Genomic DNA, 17138 nt, shown 5'->3' with positions numbered 1-17138 from the left:
TTTATTTCCTCGTTAAAGTGGTCTCCGCTACGCGAGCGGACCGCCGAAGATGTCGATTGTGCCTTCTTTGAGGGTGACAATTGCACGCTTGGTGCTCTTGCGCTGTCCCCAGCCGAATTTGGTGCGCTTGCGCTTACCGGCACGGTTGATGGTGTTGATCGAGTCAACCTTGACCGAGAAGATCTTCTCGACGGCCAGCTTGATCTCGGTCTTGTTCGAGCGAGGGTCCACCAGGAAGGTGTACTTGCCTTCGTCGATCAGACCGTAGCTCTTTTCCGATACGACGGGTGCAAGCACGACGTCGCGCGGGTCCTTGATGGTGGTTACGCTCACTTGGAGGCCTCCTCGTTCTTTGCCTTGTCAGCGACGAACGCCTCGAAAGCAGCCTTGGTGAAGACCACGTCGTCGGAGATGAGCACGTCGTAGGTGTTCAGCTGGTCTGCGTACAGAACGTGAACATCCTGGAGGTTGCGCACGGACAGTGCAGCAACATCGTTGGCGCGCTCGATTACGACGAGCAGGTTCTTGCGCTCGGTGACGGAGCGCAGCGAAGCCAGTGCTTCCTTGGCGGACGGCTTGGTGCCGGCTACCAGTTCAGCGATGACGTGGATGCGGCCGTTGCGGGCGCGGTCAGACAGGGCGCCGCGGAGTGCAGCAGCCTTCATCTTCTTGGGGGTGCGCTGGCTGTAGTCACGAGGGGTCGGACCGTGGACAACGCCACCGCCGGTCATGTGAGGAGCACGGATGGAACCCTGACGGGCGCGGCCGGTACCCTTCTGCTTGAACGGCTTGCGACCTGCACCGGAAACCTCGGCGCGGGTCTTCGTCTTGTGGGTACCCTGGCGTGCGGCAGCGAGCTGTGCGACGACGACCTGGTGCAGCAGCGGCACGTTGGTCTGAACGTCGAAGATCTCTGCAGGCAGGTCTACCTTGACAGTGCTAGTCATTTAACTAGGCTCCCTTCACGGCGGTGCGTACGAGTACGACCTGGCCGCGGGCACCGGGGACGGCACCCTTGATAAGGAGCAGCGACTTCTCAGCGTCAACAGCGTGAACCGTGAGGTTCAGCGTGGTGTGACGCTCGGCGCCCATGCGGCCGGCCATTTTCAGGCCCTTGAAGACGCGGCTCGGGGTGGATGCGCCACCGATGGAGCCAGGCTTACGGTGGTTCTTGTGGGCACCGTGGGAAGCGCCAACGCCGTGGAAGCCGTGACGCTTCATAACACCGGCGAAGCCCTTACCCTTTGAGGTGCCGACGACGTCGATCTTCTGGCCGGCTTCGAAGATCTCAACAGAGAGCTCCTGGCCCAGCTCGTAGGATGCAGCGTCTGCGGTACGCAGTTCGACGACGTGGCGACGAGGGGTGACGCCAGCCTTTTCGAAGTGGCCAGCCAGCGGCTTGGTGACCTTGCGGGGATCGATCTGGCCGTAGCCGATCTGGACGGCGACGTAGCCATCTACCTCTGCGTTGCGCAGCTGGGTGATGACGTTGGAGTCAGCCTGGACGACAGTTACCGGGATGAGCTTGTTGTTCTCGTCCCAGACCTGGGTCATGCCGAGCTTCGTGCCCAACAGGCCCTTTACGTTACGGGTTGCGGTCATAGTCTCTCAGCACCTCCCTAGAGCTTGATTTCGATGTTCACGTCGGCAGGCAGGTCGAGACGCATAAGCGAGTCAACGGCCTTCGGCGTGGGGTCGATGATGTCGATCAGACGCTTGTGAGTACGCATTTCGAAGTGCTCACGGCTGTCCTTGTACTTGTGAGGAGAGCGAATAACGCAGTAAACGTTCTTCTCCGTGGGCAGCGGCACCGGGCCGACTACCGTTGCGCCTGCGCGCGTGACCGTCTCAACGATCTTCCGCGCTGAAACATCAATGACCTCGTGGTCATATGACTTCAGCCGGATGCGGATTTTTTGTCCCGCCATGTCGCCTGACTCTCTTTCAGCTAGTGCTGCTCTAGTTAGGGCTGCTCTGTTTACTTACCTGTTGATGTGGCCGCCGAGGCGTTTGAGGATTTACCACCACACGCCGCACAAGCTGAATCCGGATATTCCGGGTTCCTCAACCTGCCGGCGCACCGACCCCCGCGGTCGGGCGTGTCGCGATTTCCACGCAGACTCGACCGCATTCCATGGGGTTCAGGGTTATGTTTGGGCTTCGACCTGGACCCTGACACCCGGCATTATCCGGATCGGGACACGAAGAAGCGCTTGAACAACTCATCCAGTATGGCGGAAAGTTGGGGCAAAGGCCAATCGGCCCTGCAAAGGCCATTGCCCCGCCACCCACGTCTGAGGAAGATTGGGACATGACGGTCCAGGATCAAGGTTCGGTGGAGGATCTCGCAGCCCGCCTCCGTCCGGGTTTCGTGCTCGGCGTCGCGGCAGCCGCATTCCAGATCGAGGGGTCGCTGACCGCGGACGGTCGAGGACCGTCAGGATGGGATGCCTTCGCGGAGAAGCCAGGAGCAATCGTCGACGGCGGCTCCCCCACCATAGCCTGCGACCACTACAACCGCGCGGATGAGGATATCAGCCTGATGCAGGAGCTCGGGGTGGATTCCTATCGGTTCTCGCTGTCATGGCCACGCATCCAGCCCGGTGGTAAAGGCGCCGTCAACCCGAGGGGCCTGGACTTTTACGACCGCCTGATCGATAAGCTGCTGGCCGCCGGGGTCTCCCCCATGGCCACGCTGTACCACTGGGATACCCCGCTTGAACTTGAGCACGCCGGTGGCTGGATGAATCGGGAAACGGCCGAACGCTTCGCCGTCTACTGCGCGGCCGTGGCAGAACGCTTTGGCGACCGGGTTGATCGTTGGGTAACGATCAACGAACCCGTGTCTGTGACGGTGCAGGGGTATGCGTTGGGCGTCCACTCCCCGGGCATGCAGCTTTTGTTCGATTCCCTGCCTGCGGCCCACCATCAGCTCTTGGGTCATGGCCTTGCGGTACAAGCACTCCGAAGCGCAGGGGTCAAAGGACAGATCGGGGTGTCGAATATGCACTCCCCTGTGCAGCCGGCTTCGAACAGCCTTCCCGACCGTTTGATGAGCGAAGCCTTGGACCACATCCTCAACCGCATTTATGCTGACGCCCTCCTGCTGGGCAGCTACCCGAAACCGCCGTGGCCCATGAGGCCGTGGTTCCGTTCGCTGGGCACCGTGGAGGACGGAGACATGGAGATCATCAGCCAACCCTTGGATTTCTATGGGCTCAACTACTACTACCCCGTCAAGGTTGCCGCTGGCCCGGGTCCAGCAGAAATCCCCACGGGAACGTCTCCCGAGATGGCCAAGGTGCCCTTCCATTTGGCCGCATACCAGGAGTATGAGACCACTGGTTTCGGATGGCCGGTGGCCCCGGAATACCTTGCCTTGCTTCTGCGTGAAATGAAGGACCGCTACGGCGACGCGCTGCCTCCCCTGTTCATCACTGAAGGCGGAGCAAGCTTCCCCGAACCTGCCCATGTGGACGGCCCCCTCGAGGACACCAACCGCATCGCCTACCTCGCCGAGCACCTGGGTCATGCCTTGACTGCAACAGGCCCAGGCGGCATTGCGGAGGGCGTAGACCTTCGCGGCTACTACGTGTGGACGTTGCTGGACAACTTTGAATGGGCGGCCGGCTACTCCCAGCGCTTCGGACTGGTGCACGTGGATTTTGACACTTTGGAGCGGACTCCCAAGAGCTCGTTCTATTGGTACCGCGCCCTGGGTCGTGCCCGAGCCCACGGGATATAGCCCGCGGCGGTTAAATAGCAGTAGTAGGGCGTTACCGGTTGTTCTTGTTGGCGCGCCGGATGCGCTTGGCCCGGTCGATTTCGTTGCGGAAGTTCTTGCGTCCCCAGACCACACCGCCACCAATTGCTGCAACGACTGCGAGGAATATCAGGAATTCCATGCGTGGCTCCTCTCCGTAGACTGCAACATTATCGGATTCCGTCCTTGGCCTGCGACGGGACATCATCCGGGTTGTTGTTCGAGCCTTTGTCCGCCACACCAGCTTGGGGTCGCTTGTTCAGCCGCCAGACCGCCAGCACAATCAGTCCCAGCGCAACCAGGGCCAGCATGGCGAAGGCGTAAGAACGCAGCGCCCACATGATACTGAGCGCAACGCCGGCTGCGCCCCACCACACGATGACCCGTTCGGCCAGCAGCAGGCCAACTGCAAGAAGGACAACGTGCGCTAGCAGCACATAGAGTTGCTGGGCCGGAGTGCCGCCGAAGATCGTGCCCAAGGATGTCAGCGACAACACACCTGCTGCCACGCAGAGCCGGAGCAGTCCATCGCTCCGTTGCCCCTTGAAGTAGCGCAGTCCTGCCAGAACCGCCAAGGCAATGGCGTACCACTGGATCGCCCAGAACCAGTCGGGCCGGGAATTGTCCACAAACAGCAGCGCGCTCTGGAAAGCAGCCACCGAGAGCACCCCCGCCACCTCAGCGGCCAGCCATTTGTTGTACGGAATTTCAACAACCACCAGCACACCCGCCGCGATGACCAGTGCCGCTCCAGCCAAGGCCGTCCCGTCCCGTAGCAGGCCCACCGCTGCAGCGGAAACCAATCCGACGACGGCGGTCCCCGTCAACGCGTTACGGCGCCAGAGCACGCCGGCAATCTCCCGGCCTCCGAAAAGTTTCGCGGAGTACAAGAGGACTGACGAGCCAACCCCGCCCACAAGCCAAGGCATGAATGCGGCCCAGACACCCACGGGGAGTCCATCGAGCAAACCGTCGACGGTGACTATCGAGCCCACCAGAACAGCCGGCGCCGCCGCAACGTAGAGGGCCGGGACTCTCTCGATGTGTGAGGCTGCAAAGAGCGCCAAGGCCAGGACCAGCATCGACAGTCCAGTGAGGGACAGCGAGACGCCGATCGAGAACAGGCCGCCGGCAACGACGAAACCCAGTGCCGCAGATAGCCAGAACCATCGGCCCCTCCCCTGCTCAGAGGCAGGGGCGCCGGACCCCCGGGCGACGTAGATGCACCGGACCACGGTGCTCAGGGTGGACAACGCAAGCAGCACCATGGGCACCTGGTACTTGTCCAGGAGGGGCTGATGCAACCAAGTCGCGGCGGGAAAACGGGCGGCAGGGCCAGCGAGGACCACGCCGAGTCCCGCGGCAGCGATGACGAAGTACTCTGAGCCAGGCACTTTGAGGTAACGCCGGGCAATCGCGGCACAGGCCAAGACCAGCGCCAACTCGACGAGCACTACCCACCGGCCACCGCCGTCGAAATTCCGCACCAGCAGGTAACCCACCGGGAGGGCGAGCTGAACACCCAGGGTGACCCATACCGTTCCCTGCTGGAAGGCGACATCGGTACCCCGGCTGCGCACGGTCAGCCCAGCCACATGCTGGAGCACCAGGGTAGAGGCGATCACCAAGGACACGGTCGTAGCAGAGTCAGAGACATCGGCCGCGACCACGCCCGCGAACGCGGTCGCAAGGACACGGATACCCAACAGGTACCCCCCACGGGCCCTACGCTCACGGACAACGGACACCATGTATCCGCAGTAGGCCGCGAAGATGCCCAAGAGTATTTCGACGTCACGGATATTCGCCATCCGAAGGGCCAAAAGCAATGCCAGGGACACCGGGGCGAAGATCCACGCGGCGGAGTTGCGGCGAAGCACCACTCCGCAGGCAACAGCGGCCAAGGCCGTGGTCGTCGCTGTAAACCCTGGCTGCCACCCATGCTTTGGAAGGAGTCCCACGCTGCCTGCGATGGTCAGGATCGAGGTGGCGGCAGCCATGACTGTCAGGACGACCCCTGCATCAGCCATGGAAGCTTGCGGGTACCGTCGGCGCATGCCCGGCAGGAGCGGGAGGGCAAGCTGAAGTGCGCACATGGCGACGACGACAACCGCAACCGACGGCATCTCCCCTGCTATCCGCAAGCCTCCCTTGTCGCGAGTGGCGTCGTAGGTTGCTGATGCCGCCAGCAAGGTAGCCGACGCCCGGGCCAGCCACCAGTAGCACTGACGATGCAAGGACGGGGCGAGCCTCAAAGCAGTCAGGCAGAAATACCCGATCCCGACCAGGAGCACCACGTTGCCAAGGGCGAGGGACACCGACACCGCGCCCACCACCCCGGCGACGAGGACCGCACCCGGGGCAAGGAGCTCCCACAAAGCCGGTCGCCACGAACCGTCACCTTCAGCGTTTCGACGGAAGAGCAAAAATCCAGAGGCGACGCCTGCCAGCAGGACCAAGTAGACGGCCGTGACGAGGGCGGGCCTGCCTGCCACGTGATCGACTACCGGAAGGATCAGTAGCCCCGCCATCCCGGAACCGCCGAAGGCTGCGGTCGACGCCCACGGCGCCAAGAGCCGGACTCCCCCTCCCATCAGGAGGGCGTTGGCTACTTGCTGAAGGACGGCGGCACCGACGAACGCCAGCACAGAGGCAGCAACCCGGTTGTCACTCTCTTCGAAGATTCCGGCCGCCACTGCGGGCGCACCCAGCGTCAGGGCGATACGTCCCGCAAGAACCAAGTGCTCGCGGAATGCGCGGGGTTGAATGGCACCCCGGAGGAACCAGTACAACCCGGCAGATATCAGGAGCCCTGAGAGGGCCCATGAGCCCAGCACCCCCATGAAGGGCAGGGCCACAGCCACGACGACCCCCGGCGCGAACTCCACACGGCCGCCTGCTTTCCACCCCACCACCATGGCGGTCAGCATCGCGGCGAACAGTGGCAGGTAAGGGACAAGATCGAACTCACCGATTCCCAGGACCATCGTCAGGGCTGCTGCCGTCACTAATTGCAAGCCCAGGCACGACACGGCATCGTTCCACCAGAACCGCGGGGCAAGTCTCTCCCCCGCGAACGCGATACCCAGCGACTGGACGCCGAGGCAAACAACGGCAGCGAACATCACCAGACTTACGTCCTCAGACAGGTCCCACACAACTCCCAGCAACGCCAAAGTGAAGGCGAGCCGGGCAGCGTAGGCGTTTTGGAGCCGGAAAAGTCCACCGGGGACAAAGGCCATCACCGTGAAGTAGGTGCCACATACGGCCATGACCAATGCGTACTCACCTCTGGACAGAAGCGCCGGTGTCACTGTCACAGCTACGGCGACCGCTGGCACAACGAACGGATGCAGCATCATCAGCGGACGGATATAGAGGGGCGGCATCCAACGCGGACGCAACAACGCACCCAAAGTCAGCAGGACGGCCACCCCGATCATCGCGATGAAGTACCACACCAGGGCACCCCCAAGGACGGAAACACCTGACCAGGCCGTAGAGACGACAAAGCTGAGGGAAAGAAATGCCAGGACCTTGTTGTCCAGCCGAACGGCGGTATAGGAGTAGATCGCCATACCCAACAAAGACGTCACCAACCAGGCAGCAGGACCATCGTGAAGGGCGAAGTTGTACATCGCCAGCCCCGTCACCGGGATAAGTGCCAGCCCCGTTCCGACGAAAGCTACAGCGGCCGGACGAAGCCGGGGAACCTTCGCATGGATGATGAGTCCGGCGATGTAGAACAACGCCGTAATGAACCAGATGCCCATGAAGCGGAAAACTCCAGGCAGGCTCGTACCCACGAACAAGGCGCCGGCAGCTACCAGCAGGAGACTCGCAACGTAGAGCGTGATGTTGATGTTTTGCTGGTCCCGCTTCTCCTTGCGGGCTGCCGCAGCTTCCGGCGTCTCCCGAGGCACAGGGGGCTGTTGGACGCTGGCCACCACGGGTTGCCGGGGCGCTGGCGGGTGGGGCGCTGCCTGCCGGGGAGCAGGCTGGTAGGGCGCCTGCTGCCGCGGCAAGGGCGGAACCACGGAATAGGGACCTGTGACGGACGTCGGCGGTTGCAGAGGAATCGTCGCCGCTGGGGTGGATCTCGGAAACGGGGCCCCTATGTGCAAGTCCGGTACCTGCTTGTTCGCCTCCGCCGCAGGATCCCGCCGGGCTTCGGCGTCGCGCCAGCCGGCCACGTGCCCGGCCAGGTAGCCCGCCCGGTAGGCGTCCGGTCCGGCTGCCGGGTCCGGTCCGACTGAGGCATTACTGCTTGGATAAGGCGGCCGGCTTTTGCTTCCGTTCCTAAGCCCCAGGGCATAAGCGATCGCCCCGGTCATAGCCAGGAGCACCAAAACGAGCAGTCCATTCATGGAAGGTCCTTAGATCTGTCGGCCTCGATCCCGCCGCGTTTATCCAATCGTTAGAGAAATTATAGCAAAGAAGAGCCCCACCGCCGAAGCGGTGGGGCTCTTCCTGTGCGTAACTACCGGCTGGGCCGGAAGGTCACTGATCTACAAGCAGAAACTACTTGATGATGCTGGTGACACGTCCCGAACCAACGGTGCGGCCGCCTTCGCGGATAGCGAAGCCGAGGCCCTCTTCCATAGCGATCGGCTGGATGAGCGCAACGGTCATCTCAGTGTTGTCGCCAGGCATAACCATTTCCGTGCCTTCCGGCAGGGTGATAACGCCGGTTACGTCCGTGGTGCGGAAGTAGAACTGCGGGCGGTAGTTGGAGTAGAACGGGTTGTGACGTCCGCCTTCGTCCTTGGAGAGGATGTAGACGTTAGCCTCGAAGTCGGTGTGCGGGGTGATGGAACCCGGCTTGACGACAACCTGGCCACGCTCGACATCGTCGCGCTTGAGACCGCGGAGCAGGAGGCCACAGTTCTCGCCGGCCCATGCTTCGTCGAGCTGCTTGTGGAACATCTCGATACCGGTAACCGTGGTCTTCTGGACCGGGCGGATGCCGACGATCTCGACCTCGGAGTTGATGGCGAGGGTTCCACGCTCGGCGCGGCCCGTTACAACGGTGCCACGGCCGGTGATCGTGAAGACGTCTTCGATCGGCATCAGGAACGGCTTGTCGCGGTCACGTACGGGGTCCGGAACGGACTCGTCGACAGCTGCCATCAGGTCCTGGACGGACTTGACCCAAACCGGGTCGCCTTCCAGAGCCTTGAGGCCGGAAACGCGAACAACCGGAGCCTCATCGCCATCGAAGCCCTGCGAGCTCAGGAGCTCACGAACTTCCATTTCGACGAGGTCGAGGAGTTCTTCGTCATCAACCATGTCGGACTTGTTCAGTGCGACCAGCAGGTAGGGAACACCAACCTGGCGGGCGAGCAGAACGTGCTCACGGGTCTGAGCCATCGGACCATCGGTTGCGGCAACCACGAGGATTGCGCCGTCCATCTGGGCAGCACCGGTGATCATGTTCTTGATGTAGTCAGCGTGACCGGGGGCGTCTACGTGTGCGTAGTGGCGCTTCTCGGTCTGGTACTCCACGTGGGAGATGTTGATGGTAATACCGCGCTGGCGCTCTTCCGGAGCGGAGTCGATCGACGCGAAGTCGCGCTGCTCGTTGAGATCCGGGTACTGGTCGTACAGCACCTTGGAAATGGCGGCAGTCAGCGTCGTCTTACCGTGGTCAACGTGACCAATGGTGCCGATGTTGACGTGCGGCTTAGTCCGCTCGAACTTTGCCTTTGCCACAGGTTCCTCCTAGAACGATTTCAAGTGAAGTGCTCCTCGGCCGCGCTTTTCGCGGCAGAAACTTTAGCAAGTCTACTTGGGGGCTTGGTTTTGGTGAAATTGCAGATTCAGGAACCAATCTTAGTTCCTAGAGCCTGTTTGCGCAGGGGCCGGGCTGCAGCTTCCGCTGCAGCCCCACCTCATACGCTTAGATGCCTTCCCGGGACCGGAATTGCATCCGTTACCGGGAGATTACTCGCCGCGGGTTTTCTGGATGATCTCGTCGGCTACTGCCTTCGGGACCTCCGCGTAGCTGTTGAACGTCATGGAGTACACAGCGCGACCCTGGGTCTTGGACCGCAGGTCACCGATGTAGCCGAACATGCCGGACAGCGGAACGTGTGCACGGATAACCTTCACACCTGCTGCGTCCTCCATGGACTGCATCTGGCCACGGCGGGCGTTCAGGTCACCAATAACATCACCCATGTATTCCTCAGGTGTGCGGACCTCAACATCCATCAGCGGTTCGAGCAGAACAGGGTTCGCCTTGCGTGCAGCTTCCTTGAAAGCCATACGTCCAGCGATCTTGAACGCCATTTCCGAGGAGTCAACATCGTGGGACGCGCCGTCAATCAGCGTGGCCTTGATGCCGACAACCGGGTAACCGGCCAGGACGCCGTCGTTCAGTGCATCCTGGATACCGGCGTCAACGGACGGGATGTACTCGCGGGGAACGCGGCCACCAGTGACCTTGTTCTCGAACGCGTACAGCTCGCCTGAAGCGGTGTCCATGGGCTCGATCGCGATCTGGATCTTTGCGAACTGACCCGAACCACCGGTCTGCTTCTTGTGCGTGTAGTCAAGGCGCTCGACGGCGCGCTTGATGGTTTCGCGGTAAGCAACCTGCGGCTTGCCCACGTTTGCCTCGACCTTGAATTCGCGGCGCATGCGGTCCACCAGGATGTCCAGGTGGAGCTCGCCCATGCCGGCGATGATGGTCTGGCCCGTGTCTTCGTTGAGGGAGACCTGGAAGGTCGGGTCCTCAGCGGAGAGCTTCTGGATGGCCGTGGAGAGCTTCTCCTGGTCACCCTTGGTGTTGGGCTCGATGGCAACCGAGATCACGGGCTCCGGGAAGCTCATGGACTCGAGGACGATCTGGTTGTTGGCATCGCACAGGGTGTCACCCGTGGTGGTGTCCTTCAGACCGATAGCTGCGTAGATGTGGCCGGCGGTAGCGCCCTCAACGGGCATTTCCTTGTTGGCGTGCATCTGGAACAGCTTGCCGATACGTTCCTTCTTGCCCTTGGTGGAGTTGACCACCTGGGCGCCGGCTTCGACGTGACCGGAGTACACGCGGACGAAGGTCAGCTGGCCGAAGAACGGGTGCGCAGCAATCTTGAAGGCGAGGGCCGAGAACGGCTCGTCTGCAGAAGGCTTACGGGTCAGTTCCTTCTCTTCGTCGCGGGGATCGTGACCGATCATCGGCGGGACGTCGAGCGGGTTCGGCAGGAAGTCGACAACAGCATCCAGCATCGGCTGAACGCCGCGGTTCTTGAAGGCAGAACCACAGAAGACCGGGTAGAGCTCAGAGTTGATGGTCATCTTGCGGATGCCGGCTTTGATCTCTTCGAGGGTGAGTTCTTCACCTTCGAGGTACTTCTCCATGAGTTCTTCGGAAGACTCGGCCACAGTCTCAACGAGCTGTGCACGGTACTCCTCGGCCTTGGCCTGGAGGTCCGCCGGGATTTCCTGTACTTCGTAGGAAGCACCCATGGTGACGTCACCCTTAGCGTCGCCAGGCCAAACCAGGGCACGCATTTCGAGGAGGTCGACGACACCGATGAAGTCGTTCTCGGCACCGATGGGCAGCTGCATGACCAGCGGCTTGGCACCAAGGCGGGAGATGATGGTGTCTACGGTGAAGTAGAAGTCAGCACCCAGCTTGTCCATCTTGTTGACGAAGCAGATACGCGGAACGTTGTACTTGTCAGCCTGGCGCCAAACAGTCTCGGACTGCGGCTCCACGCCTTCCTTGCCGTCGAACACTGCGACTGCACCGTCGAGGACGCGCAGGGAGCGCTCAACCTCAACCGTGAAGTCCACGTGGCCCGGGGTGTCGATGATGTTGATCTGGTTCTGGTTCCAGAAGCAGGTCACGGCGGCAGACGTGATGGTGATGCCGCGTTCCTTTTCCTGTTCCATCCAGTCAGTCGTCGAAGCGCCGTCGTGCGTTTCGCCGATCTTGTGGTTCACACCCGTGTAGAACAGGATGCGCTCGGTAGTGGTGGTCTTGCCGGCATCGATGTGGGCCATGATGCCGATGTTGCGGACCTTATTAAGGTCGGTAAGCACGTCCTGTGCCACGGGGTCTCCCTTTCGGATGGACTACACGTTCGCCGCCGACTCTGTTGAGCCGGCGGCGTCCGGGAAGTTTTACCAGCGGTAGTGTGCGAAGGCCTTGTTGGACTCGGCCATCTTGTGGGTGTCTTCGCGACGCTTCACAGCGGCACCAAGACCATTGGACGCATCCAGGATTTCGTTCTGGAGACGCTCGGTCATGGTCTTCTCCCGGCGGGCCTTGGAGTAGCCCACGAGCCAACGCAGAGCGAGGGCGGTGGAGCGGCCCGGCTTGACCTCAACCGGAACCTGGTAGGTGGCGCCACCAACACGGCGTGAACGCACCTCAAGAGAAGGCTTGACGTTGTCCATGGCCTTCTTGAGGGCGGCAACGGGGTCGCCGCCGGACTTGGCACGTGCACCTTCGAGTGCGCCGTAAACGATGCGCTCTGCGGTGGACTTCTTGCCGTCAACCAGAACCTTGTTGATCAGCTGCGTGACCAACGGGGAGCCGTAAACGGGATCGGAAACTAGCGGCCGCTTCGGGGCCGGACCCTTGCGAGGCATATTACTTCTTCTCCATCTTTGCGCCGTAACGGCTGCGGGCCTGCTTGCGGTTCTTGACACCCTGGGTGTCGAGTGCGCCACGGACGATCTTGTAGCGGACACCCGGAAGGTCCTTCACACGACCACCACGGACGAGCACGATGGAGTGCTCCTGGAGGTTGTGGCCAACACCGGGGATGTAGGCGGTAACTTCAACGCCACCGTTGAGGCGCACACGTGCCACCTTACGAAGAGCCGAGTTCGGCTTCTTGGGGGTGGTGGTGTAAACGCGGGTGCAAACACCGCGGCGCATCGGGCTGCCCTTCAGTGCGGGAGCCTTGGTCTTGGAGACCTTCGGCGTGCGGCCCTTGCGGACCAGCTGGTTAATCGTAGGCACTTTCGTGTTCTCCGTTGTTTGATCTCTGCCCCCACACAACGGCGCCAGCCGGTGTAAACGTGGGAACTTTGGCGTTGCTCGTGCAGCCGGCCGAAACTCCGGTAGGCGTGCAAAAGTGCGGCATTCGTTGCGCATGTTGCCCGCAACCCGGAAACAGGCTCCACCCAGCACCATGAGAACAAAACCAAAATGATGCTGCGGCGGCCTTCATCCACTGCCACACAGAACAATTACCAAAAGTCTAGCACGGCTTGATCTGGCGCCTTAATCGGGTGTATGGAGGACGACGGCGGAAGCCGGCACCCGCCGTCGTCCTCCACTCCCCCGGGTTGCCACGAAAAAGGCGCGTTAACGGGTCGGGCCCCGCACTCGAAAGTGCGGGGCCCAACCTTATGGCGTCAACTCACGCGTCAGCGGAAGTCGTTGCCGAGATCGTAGTCATCCAGCGGGATGGCGTGGAACTCGGGAGCACCGTCGCCGCCCAGGGCGTCATAGGAGAAGTCGGTGAAAGCGCTGGGGCCCGTGAACAGGCTTGCCTTCGCTTCTTCCGTCGGCTCCACAGTGACCTCTGTGTAGCGGGGCAGACCCGTACCAGCCGGGATGAGCTTACCGATGATGACGTTTTCCTTGAGGCCGAGCAGAGGATCGCTCTTGCCTTCCATGGCCGCCTGCGTCAGGACGCGGGTGGTTTCCTGGAAGGAAGCAGCCGACAGCCAGGACTCGGTAGCCAAGGAAGCCTTGGTGATACCCATGAGTTCCGGACGGCCGGAAGCCGGTGCCTTGCCCTCGGACACGACGCGGCGGTTCTCGTCCTCGAAGCGGGCGCGCTCTGCAAGCTCACCGGGGAGCAAGTCGGAGTCGCCGGACTCGATGACAGTCACGCGGCGCAGCATCTGGCGGACAATAACCTCGACGTGCTTGTCGTGGATACCAATGCCCTGGCTGCGGTAAACGCCCTGTACTTCGTCCACGAGGAACTTCTGTGCAGCACGCGGACCCATGATGCGCAGAACCTGCTTCGGGTCCACCGGACCGTTGATCAGCTTCTGGCCGACGCTGACGTGCTCGCCATCCTCGATGAGGAGGCGGGAACGGCGCAGCACCGGGTAGGCAATCTCTTCGGAACCATCGTCCGGAGTGATGACCAGTCGCATCTGGCGCTCGGACTCTTCGATGGTGATGCGCCCGGCTGCTTCAGCAATCGGTGCGACACCCTTCGGAGTACGTGCTTCGAAGAGCTCCTGGATACGGGGCAGACCCTGGGTGATGTCGTCGCCACCACCGGCGGAGACAGCACCACCGGTGTGGAACGTACGCATGGTCAGCTGGGTACCCGGCTCACCGATGGACTGTGCGGCGATGATGCCCACGGCCTCGCCGATGTCCACGGTCTTACCCGTAGCCAACGAACGGCCGTAGCAAAGTGCACAGGTACCGACCTTGGACTCACAGGTGAGTACGGAGCGGACCTTGACCTCGGTGATGCCTGCAGCAAGCAGCTGGTCGATGACAACGTCACCGCAGTCGGTGCCGCCGGCAGCCAGGACATTGCCCTGGGCATCGACGACGTCGACAGCCAGCGTACGTGCGTAGGCGCTGTTCTCGACGTTCTCGTCCATGACGAGTTCACCATTGGCGTCCGGCACGGCGATCGGTGTGACCAGGCCGCGCTCGGTACCGCAGTCCTCTTCGCGGACAATGACGTCCTGCGAAACGTCCACCAGACGACGGGTCAGGTAACCCGAGTTGGCGGTACGGAGAGCGGTATCGGCCAGACCCTTACGGGCACCGTGCGTGGCGATGAAGTATTCCAGAACCGACAGGCCCTCGCGGTAGGAGGACTTGATCGGGCGAGGAATAATCTCACCCTTCGGGTTGGCCACAAGACCACGGATACCCGCGATCTGGCGGACCTGCATCCAGTTACCACGTGCACCGGAGGACACCATGCGGTTGATGGTGTTCATCGGGGACAGGCTGTCGCGCATCGCCTGGGCGATCTCGTTGGTTGCCTTGTTCCAGATCTCGATCAGTTCCTGGCGACGCTCGTCGTCGTCGATCAGGCCCTTGTCGTACTGGCCCTGGATCTTGGCAGCCATGGCCTCGTAACCGGCCAGGATGGCAGGCTTCGAAGTCGGTACCTCGATGTCGGAGATGGCAACCGTGACACCCGAACGGGTGGCCCAGTAGAAGCCGGCGTCCTTCAGGTTGTCCAGCGTTGCCGCCGTAACAACCTTCGGGTAGCGCTCAGCGAGGTCGTTGACGATCCGGGACAGTTCGCCCTTGTCGGCAACAGCCTCAACCCACGGGTAATCCTCGGGCAGCGTCTGGTTGAAGATGACCTGGCCCAGGGAGGTTTCGACGAGAGCCGGCTGACCGGGCTCCCAACCTTCCGGAGCTTCCCAGCCTGCGTACGGCACGAAGTCGTCAAGACGGATCTTGACCTGGGAGTTCAGGTGCAGGTCACGGGCGTCGTACGCCATGATCGCTTCAGAAACCGAGGAGAAGATGCGGCCCTCGCCGGCGGAACCGACGCGCTTGGTGGTCAGGTGGTACAGGCCGATGATCATATCCTGCGAAGGCAGGGTCACCGGACGACCGTCAGACGGCTTCAGGATGTTGTTCGAGGACAGCATCAGGATGCGAGCTTCGGCCTGGGCTTCGGGGCTCAGCGGCAGGTGTACTGCCATCTGGTCGCCGTCGAAGTCAGCGTTGAAGGCGCCACAAACCAGCGGGTGAAGCTGGATTGCCTTGCCTTCCACAAGCTGCGGTTCGAAGGCCTGGATGCCGAGGCGGTGCAGGGTAGGCGCACGGTTGAGCAGCACCGGGTGTTCGGTGATGATCTCTTCCAGCACGTCCCAAACCTGCGGACGGTAACGCTCGACCATGCGCTTTGCCGACTTGATGTTCTGGGCGTGGTTGAGGTCAACCAGGCGCTTCATCACGAACGGCTTGAAGAGCTCCAGGGCCATCTGCTTGGGCAGACCACACTGGTGCAGCTTCAGCTGCGGGCCGACGACGATGACCGAACGGCCGGAGTAGTCAACGCGCTTGCCGAGGAGGTTCTGGCGGAAACGACCCTGCTTGCCCTTGAGCATGTCGCTCAGGGACTTCAGCGGACGGTTGCCCGGACCCGTGACCGGACGGCCACGACGGCCGTTGTCGAAGAGGCTGTCAACAGCTTCCTGAAGCATGCGCTTCTCGTTGTTGACGATGATCTCCGGAGCACCCAGGTCAAGCAGGCGCTTGAGTCGGTTGTTGCGGTTGATCACACGACGGTAGAGGTCGTTGAGGTCGGAGGTCGCGAAGCGGCCACCGTCCAACTGGACCATGGGGCGCAGTTCCGGCGGGATCACCGGGACGGCGTCGAGAACCATGCCGAGCGGGCTGTTGTTGGTGGTCAGGAACGCGTTGACAACCTTCAGGCGCTTCAGGGCACGCGTCTTGCGCTGGCCCTTGCCGTTCTGGATGGTGTCGCGCAGTGACTCAGCTTCAGCCTGCATGTCGAAGGTCTCAAGGCGCTTCTTGATAGCCTCGGCGCCCATGGAGCCCTCGAAGTACAGACCATAACGGTCGCGGAGTTCGCGGTACAGGCCCTCGTCACCTTCGAGGTCAGCGACCTTCAGGTTCTTGAAGCGGTCCCAGACCTGCTCAAGGCGCTCAATGTCGGCGTCGGCACGCTTGCGGACGTTCGCCATCTGGCGGTCGGCAGAGTCGCGGGCCTTCTTCTTGTCGGCAGCCTTGGCGCCTTCGCCTTCAAGACGGGCAAGCTCGTCCTCAAGGTCGCGGGCGATCGTGGCGATGTCGCTGTCGCGGTTGTCGATCATCTGCTTCTTCTCGAGGTCGTGCTCGACCTGGAGGTTCGGCAGTTCGGCGTGACGGCTTTCAGTGTCAACGCTGGTGATCATGTAGGCAGCGAAGTAGATGACCTTCTCAAGGTCCTTCGGTGCCAGGTCCAAAAGGTAGCCCAAGCGCGAGGGAACGCCCTTGAAGTACCAGATGTGGGTTACAGGCGCGGCCAGTTCGATGTGGCCCATGCGCTCACGGCGTACCTTGGCGCGGGTAACTTCCACACCACAACGCTCGCAGATGATGCCCTTGAAGCGCACGCGCTTGTACTTACCGCAGTAGCACTCCCAGTCGCGGGACGGTCCGAAGATCTTCTCGCAGAAAAGGCCGTCCTTCTCAGGCTTGAGCGTGCGGTAGTTGATGGTTTCCGGCTTCTTGACCTCACCGTAAGACCATCCGCGGATGTCTTCCGCGGTGGCGAGGCCGATCTGCATGAGGCCGAAGGAGGATTCGCTGGACATATGGTCCCTGTTCTCTCTTGTTCTCTAAATTCTGAAGTCTTGGTTACGGGAAGAGGGAGCTGTTCCGGCGGACAGCGGTTGATCACCGCCC

The 17138-nt window shown here is 61.9% G+C and carries 12 protein-coding genes; 1 reads left to right on the top strand and 11 read right to left on the bottom strand.

Features of this window, described 5'->3' with window-relative positions; all coding sequences use genetic code 11:
- Window positions 1–27: 27 nt before the first annotated feature.
- The 4 genes from rplW to rpsJ are packed head-to-tail and all read right to left on the bottom strand — an operon-like array spanning window position 28 to window position 1928.
- On the bottom strand, window positions 28–333 hold the full coding sequence (gene rplW, locus ACNQOP_RS14830; protein ID WP_011775593.1) for a 50S ribosomal protein L23: 306 nt from the start codon (window positions 331–333) through the stop codon (window positions 28–30).
- On the bottom strand, window positions 330–947 hold the full coding sequence (rplD, locus tag ACNQOP_RS14825; RefSeq protein ID WP_235517124.1) for a 50S ribosomal protein L4: 618 nt from the start codon (window positions 945–947) through the stop codon (window positions 330–332). The genes rplW and rplD overlap by 4 nt, the downstream gene beginning before the upstream one ends.
- Before the next feature lie 4 nt (window positions 948–951).
- Entirely contained in the window at window positions 952–1602 is a 651-nt protein-coding gene (gene rplC, locus ACNQOP_RS14820) for a 50S ribosomal protein L3 (RefSeq protein ID WP_211712127.1), read from the bottom strand.
- A 17-nt stretch (window positions 1603–1619) separates the two neighbouring features.
- Window positions 1620–1928, bottom strand: a complete 309-nt coding sequence (gene rpsJ, locus ACNQOP_RS14815; RefSeq protein ID WP_003803825.1) for a 30S ribosomal protein S10 — start codon at window positions 1926–1928, stop codon at window positions 1620–1622.
- Between the two features lie 383 nt (window positions 1929–2311).
- On the opposite strand from rpsJ, the gene ACNQOP_RS14810 reads away from it, so the two are divergent.
- On the top strand, window positions 2312–3745 hold the full coding sequence (locus ACNQOP_RS14810) for a GH1 family beta-glucosidase (protein WP_257370557.1): 1434 nt from the start codon (window positions 2312–2314) through the stop codon (window positions 3743–3745).
- A 31-nt stretch (window positions 3746–3776) separates the two neighbouring features.
- Here ACNQOP_RS14810 and ACNQOP_RS14805 read toward each other — a convergent pair whose 3' ends face one another.
- From ACNQOP_RS14805 to ACNQOP_RS14775, 7 genes are all read right to left on the bottom strand, one after another.
- Window positions 3777–3905, bottom strand: a complete 129-nt coding sequence (locus ACNQOP_RS14805) for a hypothetical protein (protein ID WP_255773628.1) — start codon at window positions 3903–3905, stop codon at window positions 3777–3779.
- A gap of 28 nt (window positions 3906–3933) precedes the next feature.
- Window positions 3934–8130: a hypothetical protein gene (locus ACNQOP_RS14800; protein ID WP_416404940.1), complete on the bottom strand. Its 4197-nt coding sequence runs from the start codon at window positions 8128–8130 to the stop codon at window positions 3934–3936.
- Window positions 8131–8284: 154 nt separating this feature from the next.
- On the bottom strand, window positions 8285–9475 hold the full coding sequence (tuf, locus tag ACNQOP_RS14795; RefSeq protein WP_167263535.1) for an elongation factor Tu: 1191 nt from the start codon (window positions 9473–9475) through the stop codon (window positions 8285–8287).
- 231 nt (window positions 9476–9706) lie between these two features.
- Window positions 9707–11821 carry an elongation factor G gene (fusA, locus tag ACNQOP_RS14790; RefSeq protein WP_235517127.1) on the bottom strand — a complete coding sequence of 705 codons (2115 nt, stop codon included), beginning with the start codon at window positions 11819–11821 and terminating at the stop codon, window positions 9707–9709.
- 69 nt (window positions 11822–11890) lie between these two features.
- On the bottom strand, window positions 11891–12361 hold the full coding sequence (gene rpsG / locus ACNQOP_RS14785; RefSeq protein WP_003803829.1) for a 30S ribosomal protein S7: 471 nt from the start codon (window positions 12359–12361) through the stop codon (window positions 11891–11893).
- A gap of 1 nt (window position 12362) precedes the next feature.
- The gene (rpsL, locus tag ACNQOP_RS14780) at window positions 12363–12737 is read right to left on the bottom strand and encodes a 30S ribosomal protein S12 (protein ID WP_009358312.1); all 375 of its coding nucleotides are present in this window, start codon (window positions 12735–12737) and stop codon (window positions 12363–12365) included.
- A 410-nt stretch (window positions 12738–13147) separates the two neighbouring features.
- Entirely contained in the window at window positions 13148–17047 is a 3900-nt protein-coding gene (locus ACNQOP_RS14775) for a DNA-directed RNA polymerase subunit beta' (protein WP_284986478.1), read from the bottom strand.
- Between the last annotated feature and the right edge of the window lie 91 nt (window positions 17048–17138).

Source organism: Arthrobacter sp. LFS091, assembly GCF_047977885.1.
Lineage (GTDB): Bacteria > Actinomycetota > Actinomycetes > Actinomycetales > Micrococcaceae > Arthrobacter.
This window is presented reverse-complemented; position numbering and strand designations above follow the sequence as displayed.